The following is an 18,657-nucleotide window of genomic DNA, read 5'->3' as shown; positions in this document are numbered from 1 at the left end:
GCGGCGCTCCTCAATCAGCGGGTGGGGTATCGACTACCAGCGGGCGATGCCCATGACAACGATCACCGCACCGATCAGCGCCAGGATCACGCTGGTGACGGCCTCACCGTGTCGACTCATCCACTCCTTAATTCGCACCAGCCGGGGTGTCATGCGGGCCGGCGCTGCGAGCGTTGCAATCACCGGCGCTGCAACGGTCGATGCGGCGATGAGGGTATAGATCGTGACCGCGAGCAGGGCGGATGTCGTGGACTCCGCATCGGCGCGAATTGAGAGCCCGGCGGCGCCAGCAAGGAGCAGCCCCTTCGGCCGCAGGTTGAGGAGGAGTCCCAGGCCAAGCGACGACCACGGACCGAGCATGTCGACCTTCTTCAGCCAATTCGCTCCTGTCGGTCTCGACTGATGGCGTGACCTCAGCCAGGACCATGCTGCGACCCCAATGATTGCCACGCCGAGCAAAATTTCGAGGGCGGCAACAACCGTGTCCGGTCGGCGCGGGGAACGGGTGGTGGGGACGACTTGGGCCAGAAGCGTGCACAGGAGCACCACGACGAATATGCCAACGACCCAGCCGACAAGGAACGGCAGCGCTGCCCGCGACCGGTTGGGCGCAAGCAGGATGAAGATGCTCGCCATGATCGGTACCGAGCTGAGCGCATCCGCCAGCGCGATCGGGAGAATCGGAACGATCGCCTGCAAGTGCCGTCCCCCTTTCGAGCTTGGGACTGAATGACGTCAAATGCGGCTACACCTCGGCCCAGTCTGCCCGACCGAGTTGGATCGCGAATCGTCTGGATCGAGTGAGAAGAAGGCTGATTTCGAGACGCGTCACTCGCTGCGCTCGCGGCGCTCCTCAACCAGCGGGGGAGAGCGGCGCCCACCCTCATTCGGGGCGGGGAACTGCACGCAGTAGCTAGAGCGCATCCTCGAAGAACTCCTCCGCGGCATCCATCGCCTCGCGCCACTCGTCATCGAAGAAGATGTGCCCGGCGCCGTCGAGTCGCTCCAGTTCCACGTCCGCACCGGCCGCGGCCCAGGCATCCGCGGTCTCCTCCGACCAGTCGATCGGAGTGACTGCATCCTCCGTGCCATGGATGATCAGCAGCGGCGCCTCCGCCTGCTCGGCGAAGGTGCGCGCGGAAAGGTCTTCCCAGAACTCGGGGTGCTGCTCGGGCGTACCGAAGCGGGCGTACACCCGATCGCGGGAACCGCCCGCCATCGGGCTGAGCTGCTCCACCAGTTCGATCGGGTCGCTGCTGGCCGGCGCGAGTGCCACGACCGCGTCGACGAGGTCGGGCTTGGCGACCATCGCGTTGATCACCAGCACTCCGCCCATCGAGTGACCCAACAGGCTGATGCGGTCCTCGTCAAGCGAGGGCAGGTCGGCGCTCGCGAGCGCGCGCACCGCATTGATCACGTCAAGGGTGGCGCCCATGTCGATGCTGAGTGCGGTCACCTCCTCGGTGCCCGGTTCACTGCTGCGCAGGTCGGCGCTCAGAACCACATAGCCGGCGTCGGCGAAGTGATGCTGTTCGCGCGGCATCCCACTGCCATCGGTGTAGGACTCCGGATCGACCAGACCGTGCGCGAGCACCAGGCCGGGATGCGGCCCGTCGCCCGTTGGCACGCTCAGCGAGCCGGACACGGTGATGCCGCCACTTTCATAGGTCACCCGACGGGTCGTGTAGGCGCTGCCGCCCCCGGTGCGCTCGCCCAGTTCGAGCTGGGGCTTCTCGTCACTCTCGGCGAGCGTGCGCAGGGTCATCCGGTCGCCGGGGGCGGCCGTCTCATCCGCGGTGACGGCGGGGTCGGTTGCGCCGCAGCCCGCGAGCAGCAGTGCAAGGGCGACGCCGGATGTCACGAGCGTGCGCCGCGCGACGCGGCGAGCGGTGCTGGAGGCGTAGCGGGACATTTGTGTCTATTGCATCTGACGCGGCCGTGTTCGTCCAGCTACGGCCCATCCGGTGTCGAATGAGCTACCTTCAGGATATGAATTCCTTCCTCTGGGGCTCGATCATGTGGGTGCTCATGTTCGTGTTCATCCTCGTGGTGCTGGCGTCTCTTGTGGCCCTGATCATCGCGGCGATCCGCGCGCTCAACGCGTACGCGCACGGCCAGCGGCTGCGAACCGCGATGCTGCTCGCGGAGCACAAGGAAGGCTGACCGCCCAGCCCGCTCAACGCGAAGGCGGGCTCGGGATACAAGATCCCGAGCCCGCCAGCTTTGTGCAACGAACCGTCAGCTCTCCGGCCGACCCGGCTTAGCGGGCGACGAACTCCTGGGCGGCGGTGACAACCTCCGAGGCGAAGGTGCCCTGCGTTACGGCGGTCGCGCCGCCGTCGACGGGGATGACCGTGCCGGTCACGTACTCGGACAGGTCACTCGCGAGGAACGTCGCTACCTTCGCGATGTCATCGGCGAAGCCGACACGGCCGAATGGCTGGGTCGATCCGAGTCGATCGGCGAGGAACGTGGTGAACTCCTCCGCCTGGTCCGCGGGGACGCCGAACGTGCGCGCCATGATCGGCGTCATGATGATGCCCGGCGCGATCGCGTTGGACCGGATGCGGAGGGGAGCAAGCTCCGCCACCGACTGCCGCACGATGCCGACGATGGCGTGCTTGGCAATGGTGTAACCGGCCGCGGACCATCCGCCCTGGAGTGCTGCGGCGCTCGCCGTGGTCACAATGGAGCCACCGGTTCCCTGGGCCTGGAACTGCCGAGCCGCATACTTGTGCCCAAGCAGCACCGAGCGGGTGAGGAGCGCGATGGTCTTGTCGAAGCCTTCCGCGCTGATCTCAGTGATGGCCGAAGGGTCACCCTGAGCGCCAGCGTTGTTGTACATGACGTCGAGCTTGCCGAAACGCTCGACCGTCTTGGCGACAAGCGCCTCAATCGCAGCCTCGTCCGTGACGTCGGTGTGGATGTAGGTGACGGACTCGCCGAGCCGGTCCGCGATCGACGAGCCGAGCTCGTCCTGGATGTCGGCGATCGCTACCTTCGCGCCTTCGCTAACGAAGCGCTCTACGGTCGCGAGCCCGATTCCGCTCGTGCCACCGGTGACGATTGCTACCTTGCCGTCGAGTAGTCCTGACATTGTTTCTCCAACCTTCTTGCTCTTGGCTGATTTATTGATCAGTCATCAGGTTCAACCGTGCCGCGTCACCGGATATTCCATGTGTATGTATTGACTGACTCACATGTGCCGGGTGTATCGCCGCCAGAGCACTGCGTCCATGGCGACATCCGGGAGCAGCCGTCGCCCGAGCACCACCGCCCGGGCATGTCGGCCGATCGGGTAGCGGGTCTTCGGATGCCGCGCCTTCACCGCCGCGGCCACCGCGTCGGCGACGACGGTCGGCAGGGAGCCTTCGCCCGGGGCACCCGCCGCCGCCATCTCGGCCGCGACGCTCTGCGCAAGTGGTCCGTACGCGGTGTTGCCGGAGACCTCGAGCAGGCTGTCACGGGCGATCGCGTTCCACTCGCTGATGATCGCGCCGGGCTCGATGATCACCACGTGGATGCCGAAGGGTTTCAGCTCGAGACGCAGGGAGTCGCTCAGCCCCTCGACCGCGAACTTGGTGGCGTGGTACCAGCTGCCGAGCGGCTCGTACATCTTGCCGCCCATCGAGGACATGTTGATGACTTTCCCGGAGCGCTGGGCGCGCATCGTCGGCAGCACCAGCTGGGTGAGCCGGGCGAGACCGAACACGTTCACGTCGAACTGGCGGCGGGCCTCGTCGAGAGGGACGTCTTCGAGCGCACCGTATGAGCCGTAGCCGGCGTTGTTGACCAGCACGTCGATGCGTCCGGTGTCGGCAAGGATGCGCTCAACGCCCGCGGTCATGGAGGCGTCGTCGGTGACATCCATGTGCAGCAGTCGGATGCCGTCGGCCTCGAGGGTCGACATCCGATCCAGGCGGCGGGCGGAGCCGTAGACGGTGAGGCCGAGTCCGGCGAGGCGGCGGGCGGTGGCTTCGCCGATTCCGGATGACGCGCCGGTGACCAGGGCGACTTTGGGGGTTCGCATAACCCGGACACTACGCCGGGGGCGGCGCTGCTTGCACGGCGCTCCGCGTCTGTGCCTGCTCGGTACATCCGAGCCCGCTCGAGCGTGCGCGAACGTACCGAACGGGCACAAACGCTTGACCAGCGGGTGTTACCGGGAGCCTGCGGCTTCCAGGCTGCTCAGCAGCGTGCGCAGCTGCGCGGCGAGCGGCTCGCGTTCTTCAGGGGGAATCACGCTGATCAGATCCGCCTCGGCATCGAGCACCGCCTGGAGGATCGGAATCATCTTTTCGCGCGCCTTGTCCGTCAGGGTGATGAGCGCGCCCCGGCCATCCGACGGGTTGGCTTCACGGGTGACCATCCCGGAGTCGACCAGCTTCTTCAGACGCTTCGTGACCCCGGCGGCGGAGCAGAGCGCCTGGGTAGCGAGCTCGCTCGGGGTCATCGGGCGGCCGGTGCGGACGAGCAGGGAAAGGATGTCGAACTCGGACCGGGTCACACCGAGGTCCTCGAGCACACGCTCGCTGCGCAGCTCGATGACGTGCGCGATCCGCATGATGCGGCCGACGATGCCCGCGGGTTCGGTCTCCAGCTCGGGCGCGATCTGCGCCCATTGCGCGCGGCTCTTATCGATGTAGTCGTCCACGGTGGTCACTCTACTTATCCTGGATGAAATCTCAGCTTAGGGGTTGGGGGAGGAACAGAAGGGGCGGCCGGCAAACGCCGGCCGCCCCATTCCACTTACGGAAGCTGTGGAGCTTGCTTCTTTGCGCCGATCAGCTCGATCAGCAGCCGGTCACGGGCCTTCAACGTCTCGGCGAAGTCGTAGCCCTCGAGCTCAGCGTCCACACCGGCAGCCATCGGGCCGATGTAGTCGTCGGTCTCGGGGTACTCGCCGAGGTCGCGTGCCCACTCGCGCTGGGCCGGTCCGATGTGCTCGAGCACGTGGGTGATGCCACCGTCGCCGCCCGAGGCGTGCAGGTTCAGGAACGGGCCGAGCAGTGCCCAGCGCAGTCCCGGGCCCTGCGAGATCGCGGTGTCGATGTCGGCAACCGACACGACGCCGTTCTCGACCAGCGAGAAGGCCTCGCGCCACAGGGCAACCTGCAGGCGGTTGGCGACGTGACCCTTGACTTCCTTGTTGATCCGGATCGGACGCTTGCCGATGCGGGTGTAGAAGTCGAGCGCCTTCTGCACGCTTTCTTCGCTCGTCTCCTTGCCGCCGAGAACCTCGACGAGCGGGATGAGGTGCGGCGGGTTGAACGGGTGACCGAGCACGATGCGCTCAGGGTGCTTCGCCCCGGCCTGCGCGTCAGTGATCAGCAGCCCGGACGACGAGGTCGCGATGACCGTGTCGGCGGGGGCGGCCGCCTCGATGCCGGCGAGGATCGCCCGCTTGATGTCGATCCGCTCGGGGCCGTTCTCCTGGATGAAGACGGCGTCCTTGACGGCGACGGCGACATCGCTCGAGAAGCTCAGGTTGTCCTTCGAGGCGCCCTCGGCGAGGCCGAGGGTCTCCAGTGCGGGCCAGAAGTCGTCAACCCAGCGACGCAGGCGGTCTTCCGCGCCCTCGCCGGGGTCGGATGCCGCAACGGTGAAGCCCTGGGCGAGGAAGTATGCGGTCCAGCTGGCCCCGATGACTCCGGTGCCGACGACGGCGACCTTCTCGTTGATGCGTGATTCGGTCATGGTTACTTTCCTTCCTCAGCGTTCACGGGGGCGAACTTGTCTTCCAGAGCGCTCTTGCCGCGGGTCATCATCAGGCCGCCGATGATGGCCAGGATGCTGGTCAGCCCGAAGACCACGAGGGCCGCGGTCCAGCCGCCGGTGGCGGCGAACAGGGCGCCGCCGAGCAGCGGGCCGAGCGTTCCGAACAGGTAGCCGGTGCCCATCGAGAATCCGGCGATGGAGGCCGAGCCCTGTGGGGTGCGCGTGCGCTTGTTGAACATGGTGATGGCGAGCGGGAACGCGCCACCGCCGATGCCGGCGATGAATGCCCAGAGCACGGCCTGCTCCGGAGCGATGATGATGCCGGTGTAACCGATCGGGAACACCAGGGCGAGGATCACCGCGACCGGGGCGACGTTCTTCAGCTTGGTCGCGAGGATCGGCGTGATGGCGGCCATCGGCAGCGTCAGGAAGGTGAACACCGAGAACGCGGCTGCGGCGTCGGCCTCCGACATCCCACCGTCCTGGAAGATGGTCGGCATCCAGGCCAGCATGGCGTAGGTGTTGAGCGACGCCATCGCATAGAACAGCGCGGTGCCGACGGCGATCGGGCTCTTGATGAGCTGGCCGAGGCCGAGCTTCGGGCCGGTTGGAGCCGCAGCAGCGGTCGAGGTCGCGGATGCCGCGTTCCGGTCCTTGCGCATCTTGACGAGCTGCACGATCCACGGCAGCGCGGCGAGCACGGAGATGATTCCCCACGAGGCGATCGAGAAGCGCCATCCCGCTGCGTCGGCGAGGGGAATCGCCGTCATCGCGGGAAGGGTCGCACCGGCCTGCATGAGCAGCGCGAACACGGTGAGCATCGCACCCTGACGGTCCGGGAAGTACTTCTTCACCAGCGGTGCGCCGACGACGTTACCGAAGCCCATGCCGAACAGCGCCACGGCGCTCAGCACGAAGAACAGCGGCACGCTGTCGGTCATGGCGCGACCGATGGTGCCTGCCGCGGCCAGGAGCATCGCCAGGGCGGCGGTGAGCTCGGGGCTCCACCGGCGGATGAGCACCGGTGCGAGGAATCCGGCGACACCGAAGCTCAGCGTGGGCAGCATGCCCAGGAAGCTGGCGCCGGCGACGTCGATGCCCATCTCCTCGCGGATCGTGGTCAGCAGCGGCGACATCCCGGTGATCGCGTAGCGAAGCGTGATGCCGAGCAGGACGATGCCGATGATCAGGCCGATGCGGCCCTTCCACAGGCTGACCTTGGTGAGGCCGGATGCGTGGTCGGCGGAAGCCGCCGGGGCGGGGGCGGAAGAGGTCGTAGACATTACACGGCCGCCTTAGAGTCGCCATCGATCGGGAACATCTGGCCCGAGATGGTGCGCGCGTGCGGTCCGGCGAGGAACACGATGAGCGCGGCGATGTCGTTCGGGTCGATGAACTTCTTCACCGACTGGTTGGCCATGGCGGAGTCGATTTCCTCCTGCACGGTGCGGCCCGAGACCGAGGCGCGGCCCTCGAAGACGCTCATGATGCGGGGGCCGTCAACGGCGCCCGGGTGGATGGTGTTCGAGGTGATGCCGAACGGGCCAAGCTCCATGGCGAGGGTCTTCGCGAAGCCGACGAGGCCCCACTTCGTGGTCGAGTAGGCGACGCGGTTCGGGTATCCGAAGCGGCCGGCGAGCGACGAAATGGTGAGGATGGACGCCGCATCCGACTCCTTGAGCAGCGGGATCGCGGCCTGGGTGACCAGGAAGGTGCCGGTGAGGTTGATCGACACAACGGCGGCCCACTGGGCGGCGTCGTACTCGTCGACCGGCGCGGTCGGGCCGGCTATGCCAGCACCGTTGATCAGCACGTCGAGTCCGCCGAGCTCGCGCTTGACGTCCTCGAAGAGGGCGGTGACCGACTCGGGCTTGCTGACATCGGTGACCGAGCCGGTGATGTTCTCGTACTCGGCAGTGAGCTTGGTCACCGCTTCTTCGTTGACGTCGGCAATGTGGACGCGGGCTCCCTCGGCGATGAACGCCTTCGCGACAGCCAGACCGATGCCACCGGCACCAGCAGTGATCAATACACGCTTGGTCACGTGATCTCCTTAATACGTGGCCTCTGAGGGATCTCCTGCGAAGCCGGAATTTCTTTTACCGGTAAACCATAACACCTATTTCGCCGGTGTATTACTTTGCATAGAAACTACGCGGCGTAGTAGTTCGGCCTGGTAGCGGGAGACTGGCGACTGCTGTCTCGAAACCGCCTCAGTATTCTCCTGGCGCGACTATCAACAGACTAGCCGGGTGTGGCAACCGGTTGCCAATCGGAGCCGGCCGACGGGCTCCCTGCCGGAGGGCGAAGGTTCACGCATGCCCTTCCGCCACACCAGAACGCGCCCGTGTCCGAGTGGACATGGGCGCGTTCGGGCGAGTGGGTTAGTGGCTGAGTCGGGTCAGCGCACCAGTTCGGCGACGGGTGCGCTCACGCCTGGCCGGACGGGTGTCGTGCCGATCAGCGGCGCCTTGCCGGTCTCCCGGCTGGTGAGCACCGCGATGCCGGTGATCACGCTCAGTCCGGTGAAGAACAGCGCAATGAGCCAGGTGTTCGTGCCGCCGCCGGCGACCGCGAGTAGCGCAGCGGCAATCAGTGGGGCGAGTCCGGCCCCGAGCGTGCTCGAGATCTGATAGCTCAGCGAGACGCCGGTGTAGCGGGCTTCGGTGCCGAACTTCTCACTGATCCAAGCGGCGAGCGGGCCGTACATCAACCCCTGCACGAGCGGGTTGCCGATCATGAATGCCAACAGCAGCGCCCACCACGAGCCATCCGTGATGAGCTCGAAGAACGGCCAGATCAACACGATGCCGAGCACCACCCCGGTGAGCATCACCGGCTTGCGGCCAAAGCGGTCGGACAGCAGGGCGAACACCGGGATGGTGAACATGTGCACGAAGTTCGCGATCGTCACCAGCAGCAGCGCGGTGGTCCGGTCGTGCCCGACAGTCACCGCGTAATTCAGGGCGAAAGTCGCCAGCAGCGACTGCAGGAACAGTGGCGCCAGCCCGCCGCTGATCGCGGACAGCAGCTGTTTGGGGTAGCGGGTGAGGATCGTGACGAGCGGTACTCCCTGATGGGCCGCGGGTGCCTCTCTGGCTGCCTCCTGTGCGGCTTCGAACTCCGGTGACTCGGTCACCTTCATCCGCATGACCATGGCGATCACGACGAGCACCGCGCTCAGCAGGAACGGCACCCGCCAGCCCCAGGCCAGGAACTGGTCCTCGGGCAGCACCGAGAACGCGGTGAGCACGAGGGTGGCCAGCACCGCGCCGCCCGGTCCGCCGCTGGCGACCATGCTGGCCGCGAGGCCGCGGCCCTGCGGCTTCGCGTGCTCCATGCTCATCAGTGCGGCTCCGGCCCACTCGCCGCCCACGGCGATGCCCTGGATCACCCGCAGGCTGACCAGGATGATCGGCGCAGCGACACCGATCTGGGCGTGCGTCGGCACCAGCCCGATCAGGAAGCTGATGACGCCCATCATCGTGAGCGTGATCACCAGCATTTTCTTGCGGCCCATCCGGTCCCCGAAGTGGCCGAACAGGATGCCGCCCAGCGGGCGCGCGACGTACCCCGCGGCGAGCGTCGCGAAAGAGGCGATGGATGCCGCGACCGGATCCAGGTCGTTGAAGAACAGGATGGGGAAGACCAGGCTCGCGGCCGTCCCGTAGAGCAGGAAGTCGTACATCTCGACCACCGTGCCGAGGTAGCTCGACACCATCGCATTGCGGCGGACGCGGTTGGGGGAGGCGGCGAGGTTAGCGCTTCTGGTCATAGAAGTTCCATTGGTTCGAGGCCGACGCTCAGGGGTGGCGTGCGCCCGGCCGGCAGTTTCGTTGACCGGTAAACCATAGCTTCCATTTGCTGGTGTATTACTTTGCATGGAAATGCGATGGTCCTCGAGCGTGGAACTCGCAGTCTGTCACCGCAGTCGGGTCACCTCAGATTCGAGCGCACTCCCGCAGCTGTTGCAGGATGCCCCGAGCCTCGGCGGCCAGCACAGAGACGTGCCCGCCCTGCGGCACCACGTGCAAGGTGGCGTTCGGAAGCCGCTCGGCCAGCCACCGGGCAGCGGCAACGGGCACGTTGGTGTCAGCCTCGCCGTGCCAGATGGACACGGGCAGTTCGCTCGGGCCCGGCTCGAAGCCCCACGGTGAGGCGATCAGCCGCAGGTCATCGGCAACCCCGGCGGTGCCATTGCGCATCGCGTCGGCGATGAACGCCGCGAACGGTGCGGCCGCCTCGGGGCGATCGGCGATGGCACGATCCGCGGGCGGCATGCTCCGGCCGGATGCCGCGATCATCTTGGCCGGGTTCTTCGTGCCCCAGCGCATGAACTTCAGCACCTGATTGGTCAGCCGAGGGTAGTGCCGCGCGAAGTGCAGCACGCGCGCGACATCCTTGGCCCGACCCTGTGCGAGCTCGGGGAACTGCGCGGGACCGGCTCCGGAGACGATCGCCGCGCCGCTCACCCGGTCGCCGAGTCGCTGCAGGCAGGCCAGCGTGGAGCCGGCGCCGATCGAATACCCGAACAGCCCGAACCGGTCGAGCCCGAGGGCATCGGCGAAGATGGCAACATCGTCGGCCCAATCCAGCAGGGTGCGGCCGGGCGCAGCATCCGAACCACCGACCCCGGGCCGGTCGATCGCGAGCAGTCGCACGCCGGCTTCGCGAGCCGCGGCATCCAAGTCGAAGAACTCGGTCTCGAGCTTCCCGCTCGGGGCCCCGTGCGAGTGGATGACCGGATGCCCGTTGCTGTCACCGAGATCGAAATAGGCCAGGCGGCGGCCATCCGGCAGCGCGACGAAATGCTCGATGGGCACGGGTCTCCTCGGGGTGTGCAATCGCGGGGCAGCAGAACAGTAGCGCAGCTCAAGCCGTCGAGTCGGCATAAATCGGACATGCCGCGCGTTCTGGTTGACGTGACAACGGCAGGAGAAGACATGGGACTGGGACCGGATGCCACCATCGGCGTTCTCGGCGTCGGACGAGTGGGCAGCGCCATCGCCCGCAAGGCACTGGCCGCGGGCTACCGGGTGAACGTCTCGAGCTCGAAGGATCCCGAGCAGATCGCCCTGCTGACCGAGATCGTCATTCCCGGCGCGACCGCCGTCACCGCCGAGCAGGCGGCCCGCGACTCCGACCTGGTGATCGTCGCGGTGCCGCTGCACAAATACCGCACGCTGCCGGTAGAGGCACTCGCTGGAAAGGTCGTCGTCGACGCGATGAACTACTGGGCGCCGATCGACGGCAGCATCGCCGAGTTCGAGCAGCGCTCGAGCAGTGAGGTGGTGCGGGACTTCTTGCCCGACTCACGCGTCGTCAAGAGCTTTGGCCACATCGGGTACCACGAGCTGGAGTCCGATGGCCGGCCTGAGGACGCGCCGGACCGTCGTGCGCTGGGCATCGCCGGCGATGACGCCGATGCGAAGGCGATCGTCGCCGAGTTCATCGGCGCGCTCGGTTTCGATGTCGTCGACGCCGGGGCGCTCGCCGCGGGCGTGAACTTCCAACCCGGCACGGCGATCTTCAGCGGGCGGCACAGCGCCGCCGACATCCGCAGCATCCTCGCCGAGGCGACCGCCGAACCAGCGGCCCAACCCGTCTGACCCGCGCCTTAGGCTTGGCAGCATGCGATTGCTGCTGATCCGCCACGGGCAGACTCCGTCCAATGTGCTGGGCGCGCTCGACACCGCGGTGCCCGGCCCGGGCCTCACCGACCTCGGACTGCAGCAGGCCGCCGCGGTGCCCGAGGCCCTGGTCGACGAGTCGATCGGAGCGATCTTCGCCTCGGTGCAGCAACGCGCGCAGCTGACTGCTGCGCCGCTTGCCGACGTGCTCGCGCTTCCGGTCGCGGTGCGCGAGGGGCTCCGCGAGATCAGCGCGGGCGACCTGGAGATGAAGTCCGACTGGAAGTCGGTCGAGCTCTACCACCGCATCAGCTTCGGCTGGTCTGCTGGCGATCTGGAACAGCGGATGCCCGGCGGCGAGAACGGCGTCGAGGTACTCGGCCGATTCGACAGCGTCATCGACGAGGTTGCCGCGACCGCAACCGACGACTCGGCCGTCGCAGTCGTGGCGCACGGCCAGGTGATCCGGGTCTGGGCTGCGGCGCGGGCGCACAACGTCGACGTCGACTTCGCTGCCCGGCACTCGCTGCACAACACCGGAGTGGTTGCGCTCGAGGGTTCGCCCGACCTCGGTTGGACGGCACTGTCGTGGACCGGCATCGCGATCGGTGGCGCGCGGCTGGACGAGGGTGCAGCGACCGGGCCTGGGGGCGAGCCCGTTTAGGGCCCACCCCTGGCGGATGCCGCAGATTAGAACGGCTCGATGAAGAATCGGCCGACCGCGACGAACGCGGCCAGCGCGAACAGCACCACGTTGATCGGAATCATCTGAGCCTCACCCCGGCGAGCATGCACAACCATCGCGCCGATCATGATGACGGCGACCCCGGTGGCGGCGATCGGCACGAGGATCGTCGCGGTATTGAACAGCGCGGGCAGGATCAGGCCGAGGGCTCCGAGCACCTCGGCAATGCCGATCAGCTTGACCTGGGGCGTGCTGAAGTCGTCGACCCACCCCATCGAGGTGGCGAGCTTCTCCTTGGGCTGGAGGGCCTTCATTGCCCCAGCGGCAAGAAAGAGGAGGGCGGCGATGCCGGCAACAATCCAGAGTGCAATGTCCATGGGTGTCCTTCGTGAAATCGTCGTTGAGATGAGGATGAATCGGAACATGCTCCTCAACTTGACGAGCGACCTCCGCATTCCCAGCCCGGCGCACCCCGTTATAGGGGTCGAACTCATGCCCGGCAGCCCGAAACCCCGCAACGCTGCACGGTTTTGCAGGACGAGGGACTTAAGGTTGCTGCGTGTGGCGTGCCGAGAAAGTAGCTGAAGTGGAAGAGACCCCGGTCCTCCCGGTCGAGAACGCTTCGCCCGAGGACGGCGGCGACAATGTCGCGGCGCCCGATTGGCAGAGCGAGCTGGCCGGCATCGGCGGCCGTTCACCCCTGCTTCACTTCGCGGACACCCCGCGCACCCGCATCGAACTCAGCGTCACCCACCCCGGCGGGCTGGCCCAGTTCATCACCGGCAAGACCACGCCGCTGTCGAGCCTGATCCGCGACGAGCTGGCCCTGCGCGCCGCGAAGGTGGCGGCATCCCTGATCGCCAACAAGGGCGGCGAACTGCAGACCACCCGCGGCATCGACGCCGTGCACCTGGGCATCGGCATCGCCGAGTGGACCCACGAGGGCACCAGCTACCGCGCCCCGGTGCTGCTGCGTCCGCTCGCGATCCGTCGCCACGGCCGTGACTTCGACCTCAAACTGCGCGGGCACGCCCTGTTGAACCCCGAGTTCGCCCGGGCGATGAAGCAGCACTTCCAGATCACGCTCGACGCGGACGCGTTCGTGCGGCTCAGCGAATCCGACGGCAGCTTCAAGCCGAACGCCGTCATTGACCGGCTGCGCGGGCTGACTAACCACCTTGAGTGGTTCAACGTCAAGCCGCGACTCGTGGTGTCCTCGTTCGCAGGCGTGGCGGATGGCATGGCCGCGGATGCCGCGGGCGCGAGTCATCCGGTACTCGACGCCCTCGCCGGCAACCCGACCGCGCGCTGGGCCGTCGACGAATCGCGGACGGATGTCGACCTCCTCACCGCGGACGTGCGCGACCCCTCCACCGACGTGCTGCTGCTCGACGCCGACGCCGAGCAGGAACGGGTCGTCACCGAGATCGCCGCAGGCAACTCCGTGGTCGTGAAGACCCTGCCCGGCACCGGCGGAACCCAGACCGTGGTGAACGCGCTCGGCGCCCTCGTCGGCCAGAACAAGCGCGTGCTCGTGGTCAGCCCGCGCCGGGCCACCCTGCGCGGCATTGCCCAGCGGTTCGCCGACATCGGCCTGACCGGACTCGCGGTCGCCCCGCGCACCCTGCGGCGCGACGTGATCCGGGCGATCTCGCGCGCCGAGAAGGCCAAGCAGTCCGATATGACCGAGGTCGACGACGCCCTGGTGCGGCTGCGCACCGTGCTGCTCGACTACCGGCAGGCGCTCGCCAAGGCCGACCCGGTGCTCGGCATCAGCGTGCTCGATTGCGTCACCGAGCTGAGCCGGCTGGCCCTGCTGCCCACCCCGCCATCGACCACGGCGCGGCTGTCGCGCACCTCGGTGGAGCGGCTCGCCCATGACCGGCACCGCGTCGCCGAGACCATGGTCGCCGCGGCGAGCCTCGGCGAGTTCCGCTACGGCCCCGGCGATTCGCCCTGGTACGGCGCGCAATTCGCCACCGGCGACGAGGCCGCCCGTGCACACGCGCTTGCCCAGCAGTTGCGCGACGAAAGCCTGCCGCGCCTGCTCACGCGCGCGAACGATCTGATCGGGTCGACCCGGATGCGTCCGTACGAGTCGATCCACGAACTCGGCGTCTACCTGCGACTGCTCACCGACCTGCGGGACACGCTCGACAAGTTCCTGCCGGTGGTCTTCGACCGCTCGCTGAGCGATCTCATCGCGGCCACCGCGCCGCGCCGCGAGTCCTCGAGCATGTCCGGCGGCAACCGGCGCCGCCTGCGGCAACTGGCCAAGGAGTATGTGCGTCCCGGCGTGCACGTCGGCGACCTGCACGACGCGCTCACCCGCATCCAGCAGCAGCGGATCCTCTGGCAGCGTTATGTCGCCGTCGGGGTCACCCCGGAGGTTCCGGTCGGCATCGCCGACGTCCAGGTCGCGTACCAGCGGGTCACCCAGGACCTCAGCCTGCTCGACGGCCCGCTCGGCCACGCCAACCGCGACTCGCAGCTGGCGTACCTGCCGATCGAGCAGCTCAGTGCAACCATCCACGGTCTTGCCGCCGAGTCGGACGTGCTGACGAACTTGCAGGAGCGCACCGCGCTCATGACCACGCTGCGGGACCTCGAGCTCGATCCGCTGATCGCCGACCTCGCCTCGCGGCACGTGCCCGACTCGCAGGTCGGCGCGGAGCTCGAGCTGGCCTGGTGGCAGTCCGCGCTGGAGTCGCTGCTCGCCGCCGACCGTGCCCTGCTAAACGCGAACACTCCGGTGCTCGACCGACTGGAGGCCGACTTCCGGCTGGTCGACGAGGCACACGCCGCCGGCAGCGCCGGCCTGCTCAGTTGGCAGCTGGCCGAGAACTTCAAGCTCGGCATCGCCGACTGGCCCGACGAGGCCGATGCGCTGCGCAAGGCGCTGAAGCGCGGCGAGATCACCGCATTCGACCTGCAGACCAGCGCGCCGCACCTGTCCCGGGCGGTCGCCCCGGTCTGGCTGGCAACCCCGTACGAGGTGCATGAGATCACCGACACGATGCCGTTCGACACGGTCATCATCGTCGACGCCGGCGCCACCACGGTCGCCGAGAACCTGGGTGCGATCCGCCGCGGTCGGCAGATCGTGGCGTTCGGTGACCCGGTCACGCAGACGCCGGCTCCGTTTGTCATCGCGATCGACGAGTCGGATGCCGAGGTTGAGGCCGAGTCATCCGCTCACCTCGACCTGCACGCGGAGTCCGCACTCGCGAAGCTGTCCAGCCTGCTGCCGACGCTGTCACTCACTCGCAGCTACCGGGCCGGGGGAGAGGACCTCGCCGAGCTGGTCAACCGGCGCTTCTACGGCGGACGGATCGACTCGATGCCGTGGGCGGGCAGTTTCCTCGGACACGGCAGCCTCACCCTGGACTACATCGAGGACGGCACCGGGATGCCCGACCCCGACGACGGCTCGGTGGAGAGCGTCGACGCCGAGGTCAACCGGGTCGTCGAGCTGGTGCTGCAGCACGCGGCATCTCGTCCGCAGGAGTCCCTGATGGTGCTCACCGCGAGCCCGAAGCACGCGGTGCGGGTGCAGCAGGCGGTGCTCGGCGCGATCGCCTCACGCCCGGAGCTGTCGGAGTTCGTGATCGGCGATTCCGCCGAACCGTTCGTGGTGCTCACCGTCGACCAGGCGGTGGCGCAGAGCCGTGACCGGGTGATCTTCTCGATCGGCTACGGTCGCACCCCGCACGGCCGAGTGCTCAGCGACTTCGGTGCGCTCGGCGAACCGGGCGGCGAACGACTGCTCGCCGTGGCGATGACGCGGGCCCGCAGGCACCTGAAGATCGTGACTTGCTTCGAGTCATCCGACATCGAGCACGGCCGCATGAAGCACGGTGCCGTCGCCCTCGCCGAGATCCTCGCCGAGATCAGCGCCCGCGCCGCCGAGGAGCCGCTGCCGGATGACAGCGACCCGATGCTCGTCGACCTCGCCCGCCGACTGGAGAAGCGCGGCCTCGTCGTCGCGCTTGGCCACCGCGGCAAGTTGGGCCTGGTCGCGGCGCACGGCGGACGCTGCATCGCGATCGAGACGGATGCGGTGCTGCACCGCTCCACGCTGCGTGAGTCGCTGCGACTGCGGCCGGAGATGCTGCGCCGTCTCGGCTGGCATTACCTGCGCGTGCACGCGTTCGAACTGTTCAGCGACCCGGACGCCGTCGCCGACAAGGTGTGCGCCATGATCGGCGCTCCGGTCGGGCCGTTGACCGAACCGATCCAGGTGGTCGGTGTCTGAATCTGATGGGAAGCTCCCCGCTGGCGCCGAGTCAGCGGCGGGGGAGTCGCGGGGTGAGGCGGCCGGTAAGTCGCCTGGTGAGTCGGCGCCACGGGAGCGGAAACGTCGGCGGGTGACGACTCCGCCGCCTCCGGGCACCGATCCAACGCCGACCGCGGAACCGCCGCGTCACAACGAGCACGAGAACGACGACCGGCTGAAGGCCGACAAGCCGCCCCACTGGGGGTAGTCGCCACCCGGTCGCGAGCCCGCGCCGGTTGGTTGACGCGCGCCGCGGCCGCCATCCAGTGGTTGAGGAGTCCCGCAAGCTCCCCTTCCGGTGGTTGAGGGGCGCCCCGAGCCCCACTTCCGCTGGTTGAGGAGCGCCGCGACCGAAGCGAGTGACGCGTCTCGGACCACCCCGCATCCGAATCCGGCCTGAGCCTACGACTCCGCGGAGGTTTGTGCACCCCGCCCTACGACTCCGCGGAGGTTGTGCACCCCGCCCTACGACTGCGCGGTGTTGCGAGAACTCCGCTGGAGTTAGAACCCGCGCGCAGTCAGCGAAACACCGCGCGGTCCAAAGTTGCGGGCGCTGGCGAACGTTCAGCCGCGCACGCAACTTCCCGCGGCGCGCCGCTCAGCGAGAGCACCGGGAGTGCAACAATGGCCCGCGCGCGCGGCCAATGGTCGCTGGTCGAGCCGGCCGAGACCTGGTCTCGGCAAGCTCGACCAGCGGAAGCGTGCTGTGTTCCGATGTTTTCGGGAAGACCCGCCGTTCTCGGAATGTCACCGTGGGGTGACATTGCAAAAACGCACTACCTTCACCCGATCCATGGCCACCCGATCCCCGTTCACCCGAAATGCGCCCTGGTCCACGTCCACCCGAAATGGGCCCGGGTCACGTCCACCTGAAGTGCGGTCGCCGTGCGCTTCAGCCGGAAAGCCTACGCGCCCGAGTGGCGGCCCGTCTCGTTGCGGGCGGCGATCAGGTCGCGGATCTCGGCGAGCAGTTCGGTCTCGGTGGGCGCTGACTCCTCGACCGATGCGCCGGGCTCGCCGGCTCGGCGGGCGGCGGCATGCTCCCGGAACTTGTTCATCGGGAACACGAAGACGAAGTAGACGACCAGGGCGACCAGCAGGAACTGGATCACCGCCGCGATGATCGCGCCGAAGCCGAGCTCGGCGGCACCACCGGACATGGTCGGGATGCTGACGACGAACGCGTCCTTGAGGCTTTCCGCGTTGAACAACGCGCCGACCAAGGGATTCAGCAGTGAATCGACCAGAGCATTGACAATCGCGGTGAACGCAGTGCCAATGACCACGGCGACGGCCAGGTCGATGACATTGCCGCGCGTGATGAAGTCTTTGAATCCCTTGAGCACTGATACTCCTTCAGTCCGAGCGAGACAGGCGGCGCGGGTCACCCAGCGGCAGGGCTGCTGGAAGTCGTTGTCTTGCTCGTGGAGGAGCTTGAGGAAGAACTGGAAGAACCGGAAGAACTGGAAGAGCTCGAAGAGCCCGAAGAGCCCGAAGAGGAGCCGCCAGAACCAGACGACGAGCTCGAGGAGTCCGAGGAGGAGCCCGAGCCCGAGCCGGACCCCGCCGCCGCGCGGCTGTCCGTGCGGTAGAAGCCCGACCCGTTGAAGGTCACGCCGACGGTGTTGTAGAGCTTGCGCAGCTTGCCGCTGCAGCTCGGGCACACGGTCAGCGAGTCATCCGAAAACGACTGGTGAATGTCGAACGAGTTCTGGCACTCGGTGCAGCGATAAGAGTAAGTAGGCACAGTCAATCCTTGAAAGAAACGATCCCGGACGGGGTGACGACCCCGTCCACGGGTTGATCATGCACTTCTCTGGGCACGGTCTCGACAAACTCGTTGTCGAAGACCACAGCATAAACCGGCGGGCATTTTTCCATGGAACCCAAGGTCTTGTCGAAATATCCGCGACCCCAGCCCATCCGCATCCCGGTGCGGTCCACGCATGCTGCGGGCACCACGATCAGGTCCACCTCGTTGATCACGATGGGGCCGAGCAGCTCGCTGCCCGAGGTGGGCATGCCGAGCAGGTCCTCTTCTTCGGAGCCGTCGTAGACCGCCCAGTCGAGCAGCCCGTCGTCGCGTGAAACCGGGATCAGCACCCGGATGCCGCGCTCGTGCGCCCAATGCACGAAGTCCCGCGTAGGCGGCTCATCGGGCGTGGACAAGTAGGTCGCCAGGGACTGCACATCCCGACCGGCTGTCAGATCCTGCAGATTACGGGTGAGAGCATCCGCAGCATTAAGCCGTTCCGGTGCCGTCATCGTGCGTCGTCGCTCACGGAGTTCGGCTCGAAGCGCGCGCTTCTCGTGGCTCGGGTCGGGGGCCATACTCAAAGTCTATTCGG

General features: G+C 67.4%; 18 protein-coding genes and 1 pseudogene. 5 read left to right on the top strand and 14 right to left on the bottom strand.

The genetic code is table 11. From position 1 onward, the window contains the following. Positions 1-33 precede the first annotated feature (33 nt). Complete coding sequence (locus GO591_RS11850; RefSeq protein WP_157157005.1) at positions 34-699, bottom strand: GAP family protein; 666 nt, start codon at positions 697-699, stop codon at positions 34-36. A 214-nt stretch (positions 700-913) separates the two neighbouring features. After that, a complete protein-coding gene (locus GO591_RS11845; RefSeq protein WP_157157004.1) occupies positions 914-1,912 on the bottom strand; it encodes an alpha/beta hydrolase family protein in 999 nt (332 codons plus the stop codon). Positions 1,913-1,989: 77 nt separating this feature from the next. Between GO591_RS11845 and GO591_RS11840 the strand changes: the two genes are divergently transcribed. Further along, entirely contained in the window at positions 1,990-2,163 is a 174-nt protein-coding gene (locus GO591_RS11840) for a hypothetical protein (RefSeq protein ID WP_157157003.1), read from the top strand. A 97-nt stretch (positions 2,164-2,260) separates the two neighbouring features. Here the strand turns inward: GO591_RS11840 and GO591_RS11835 are convergent, their stop codons facing one another. The 8 genes from GO591_RS11835 to GO591_RS11800 form a co-directional block, all read right to left on the bottom strand. Further along, a complete protein-coding gene (locus GO591_RS11835; protein WP_157157002.1) occupies positions 2,261-3,097 on the bottom strand; it encodes an SDR family NAD(P)-dependent oxidoreductase in 837 nt (278 codons plus the stop codon). A gap of 99 nt (positions 3,098-3,196) precedes the next feature. After that, the gene (locus GO591_RS11830) at positions 3,197-4,030 is read right to left on the bottom strand and encodes an oxidoreductase (RefSeq protein WP_157157001.1); all 834 of its coding nucleotides are present in this window, start codon (positions 4,028-4,030) and stop codon (positions 3,197-3,199) included. Between the two features lie 129 nt (positions 4,031-4,159). Further along, entirely contained in the window at positions 4,160-4,663 is a 504-nt protein-coding gene (locus GO591_RS11825) for a MarR family winged helix-turn-helix transcriptional regulator (protein WP_157157000.1), read from the bottom strand. An 86-nt stretch (positions 4,664-4,749) separates the two neighbouring features. Continuing rightward, positions 4,750-5,697, bottom strand: coding sequence for a 3-hydroxyacyl-CoA dehydrogenase NAD-binding domain-containing protein (locus tag GO591_RS11820; protein WP_157156999.1), 948 nt, complete (start codon positions 5,695-5,697; stop codon positions 4,750-4,752). A gap of 2 nt (positions 5,698-5,699) precedes the next feature. Beyond that, positions 5,700-7,001, bottom strand: a complete 1,302-nt coding sequence (locus tag GO591_RS11815) for an MFS transporter (protein WP_157156998.1) — start codon at positions 6,999-7,001, stop codon at positions 5,700-5,702. After that, positions 7,001-7,762: an SDR family oxidoreductase gene (locus GO591_RS11810; protein ID WP_157156997.1), complete on the bottom strand. Its 762-nt coding sequence runs from the start codon at positions 7,760-7,762 to the stop codon at positions 7,001-7,003. The genes GO591_RS11815 and GO591_RS11810 overlap by 1 nt, the downstream gene beginning before the upstream one ends. A 357-nt stretch (positions 7,763-8,119) precedes the next feature. Beyond that, positions 8,120-9,493, bottom strand: coding sequence for an MFS transporter (locus GO591_RS11805; RefSeq protein ID WP_157156996.1), 1,374 nt, complete (start codon positions 9,491-9,493; stop codon positions 8,120-8,122). Positions 9,494-9,659: 166 nt separating this feature from the next. After that, entirely contained in the window at positions 9,660-10,541 is an 882-nt protein-coding gene (locus GO591_RS11800) for an alpha/beta fold hydrolase (RefSeq protein WP_157156995.1), read from the bottom strand. Positions 10,542-10,619: 78 nt separating this feature from the next. Here GO591_RS11800 and GO591_RS11795 point away from each other — a divergent pair, with 78 nt between their 5' ends. Both GO591_RS11795 and GO591_RS11790 read left to right on the top strand, forming a co-directional pair. After that, complete coding sequence (locus GO591_RS11795; protein ID WP_232466166.1) at positions 10,620-11,327, top strand: NADPH-dependent F420 reductase; 708 nt, start codon at positions 10,620-10,622, stop codon at positions 11,325-11,327. 22 nt (positions 11,328-11,349) lie between these two features. Then, positions 11,350-12,012: a histidine phosphatase family protein gene (locus tag GO591_RS11790; protein ID WP_157156994.1), complete on the top strand. Its 663-nt coding sequence runs from the start codon at positions 11,350-11,352 to the stop codon at positions 12,010-12,012. Positions 12,013-12,038: 26 nt separating this feature from the next. Here GO591_RS11790 and GO591_RS11785 read toward each other — a convergent pair whose 3' ends face one another. Beyond that, positions 12,039-12,410, bottom strand: a complete 372-nt coding sequence (locus tag GO591_RS11785; RefSeq protein ID WP_157156993.1) for a DoxX family protein — start codon at positions 12,408-12,410, stop codon at positions 12,039-12,041. Positions 12,411-12,619: 209 nt separating this feature from the next. Between GO591_RS11785 and GO591_RS11780 the strand changes: the two genes are divergently transcribed. After that, complete coding sequence (locus GO591_RS11780; protein ID WP_157156992.1) at positions 12,620-16,288, top strand: AAA family ATPase; 3,669 nt, start codon at positions 12,620-12,622, stop codon at positions 16,286-16,288. Between the two features lie 926 nt (positions 16,289-17,214). Here the strand turns inward: GO591_RS11780 and mscL are convergent. Continuing rightward, positions 17,215-17,655, bottom strand: coding sequence for a large conductance mechanosensitive channel protein MscL (mscL, locus tag GO591_RS11770; protein WP_157156990.1), 441 nt, complete (start codon positions 17,653-17,655; stop codon positions 17,215-17,217). A gap of 72 nt (positions 17,656-17,727) precedes the next feature. On the opposite strand from mscL, the gene GO591_RS16145 reads away from it, so the two are divergent. Next, positions 17,728-17,901, top strand: a complete 174-nt coding sequence (locus tag GO591_RS16145) for a hypothetical protein (protein WP_370455357.1) — start codon at positions 17,728-17,730, stop codon at positions 17,899-17,901. Between the two features lie 14 nt (positions 17,902-17,915). Here the strand turns inward: GO591_RS16145 and GO591_RS16140 are convergent. Both GO591_RS16140 and GO591_RS11760 read right to left on the bottom strand, forming a co-directional pair. After that, positions 17,916-18,056: pseudogene (locus GO591_RS16140) on the bottom strand (FmdB family zinc ribbon protein); the annotation flags it as partial. Between the two features lie 2 nt (positions 18,057-18,058). Beyond that, positions 18,059-18,640 carry a 5-formyltetrahydrofolate cyclo-ligase gene (locus GO591_RS11760; protein WP_157156988.1) on the bottom strand — a complete coding sequence of 194 codons (582 nt, stop codon included), beginning with the start codon at positions 18,638-18,640 and terminating at the stop codon, positions 18,059-18,061. Positions 18,641-18,657 lie beyond the last annotated feature (17 nt).

Origin of the sequence: Diaminobutyricimonas sp. LJ205 (genome assembly GCF_009755725.1) — a bacterium.
Lineage (GTDB): Bacteria > Actinomycetota > Actinomycetes > Actinomycetales > Microbacteriaceae > Ruicaihuangia.
This window is presented reverse-complemented; position numbering and strand designations above follow the sequence as displayed.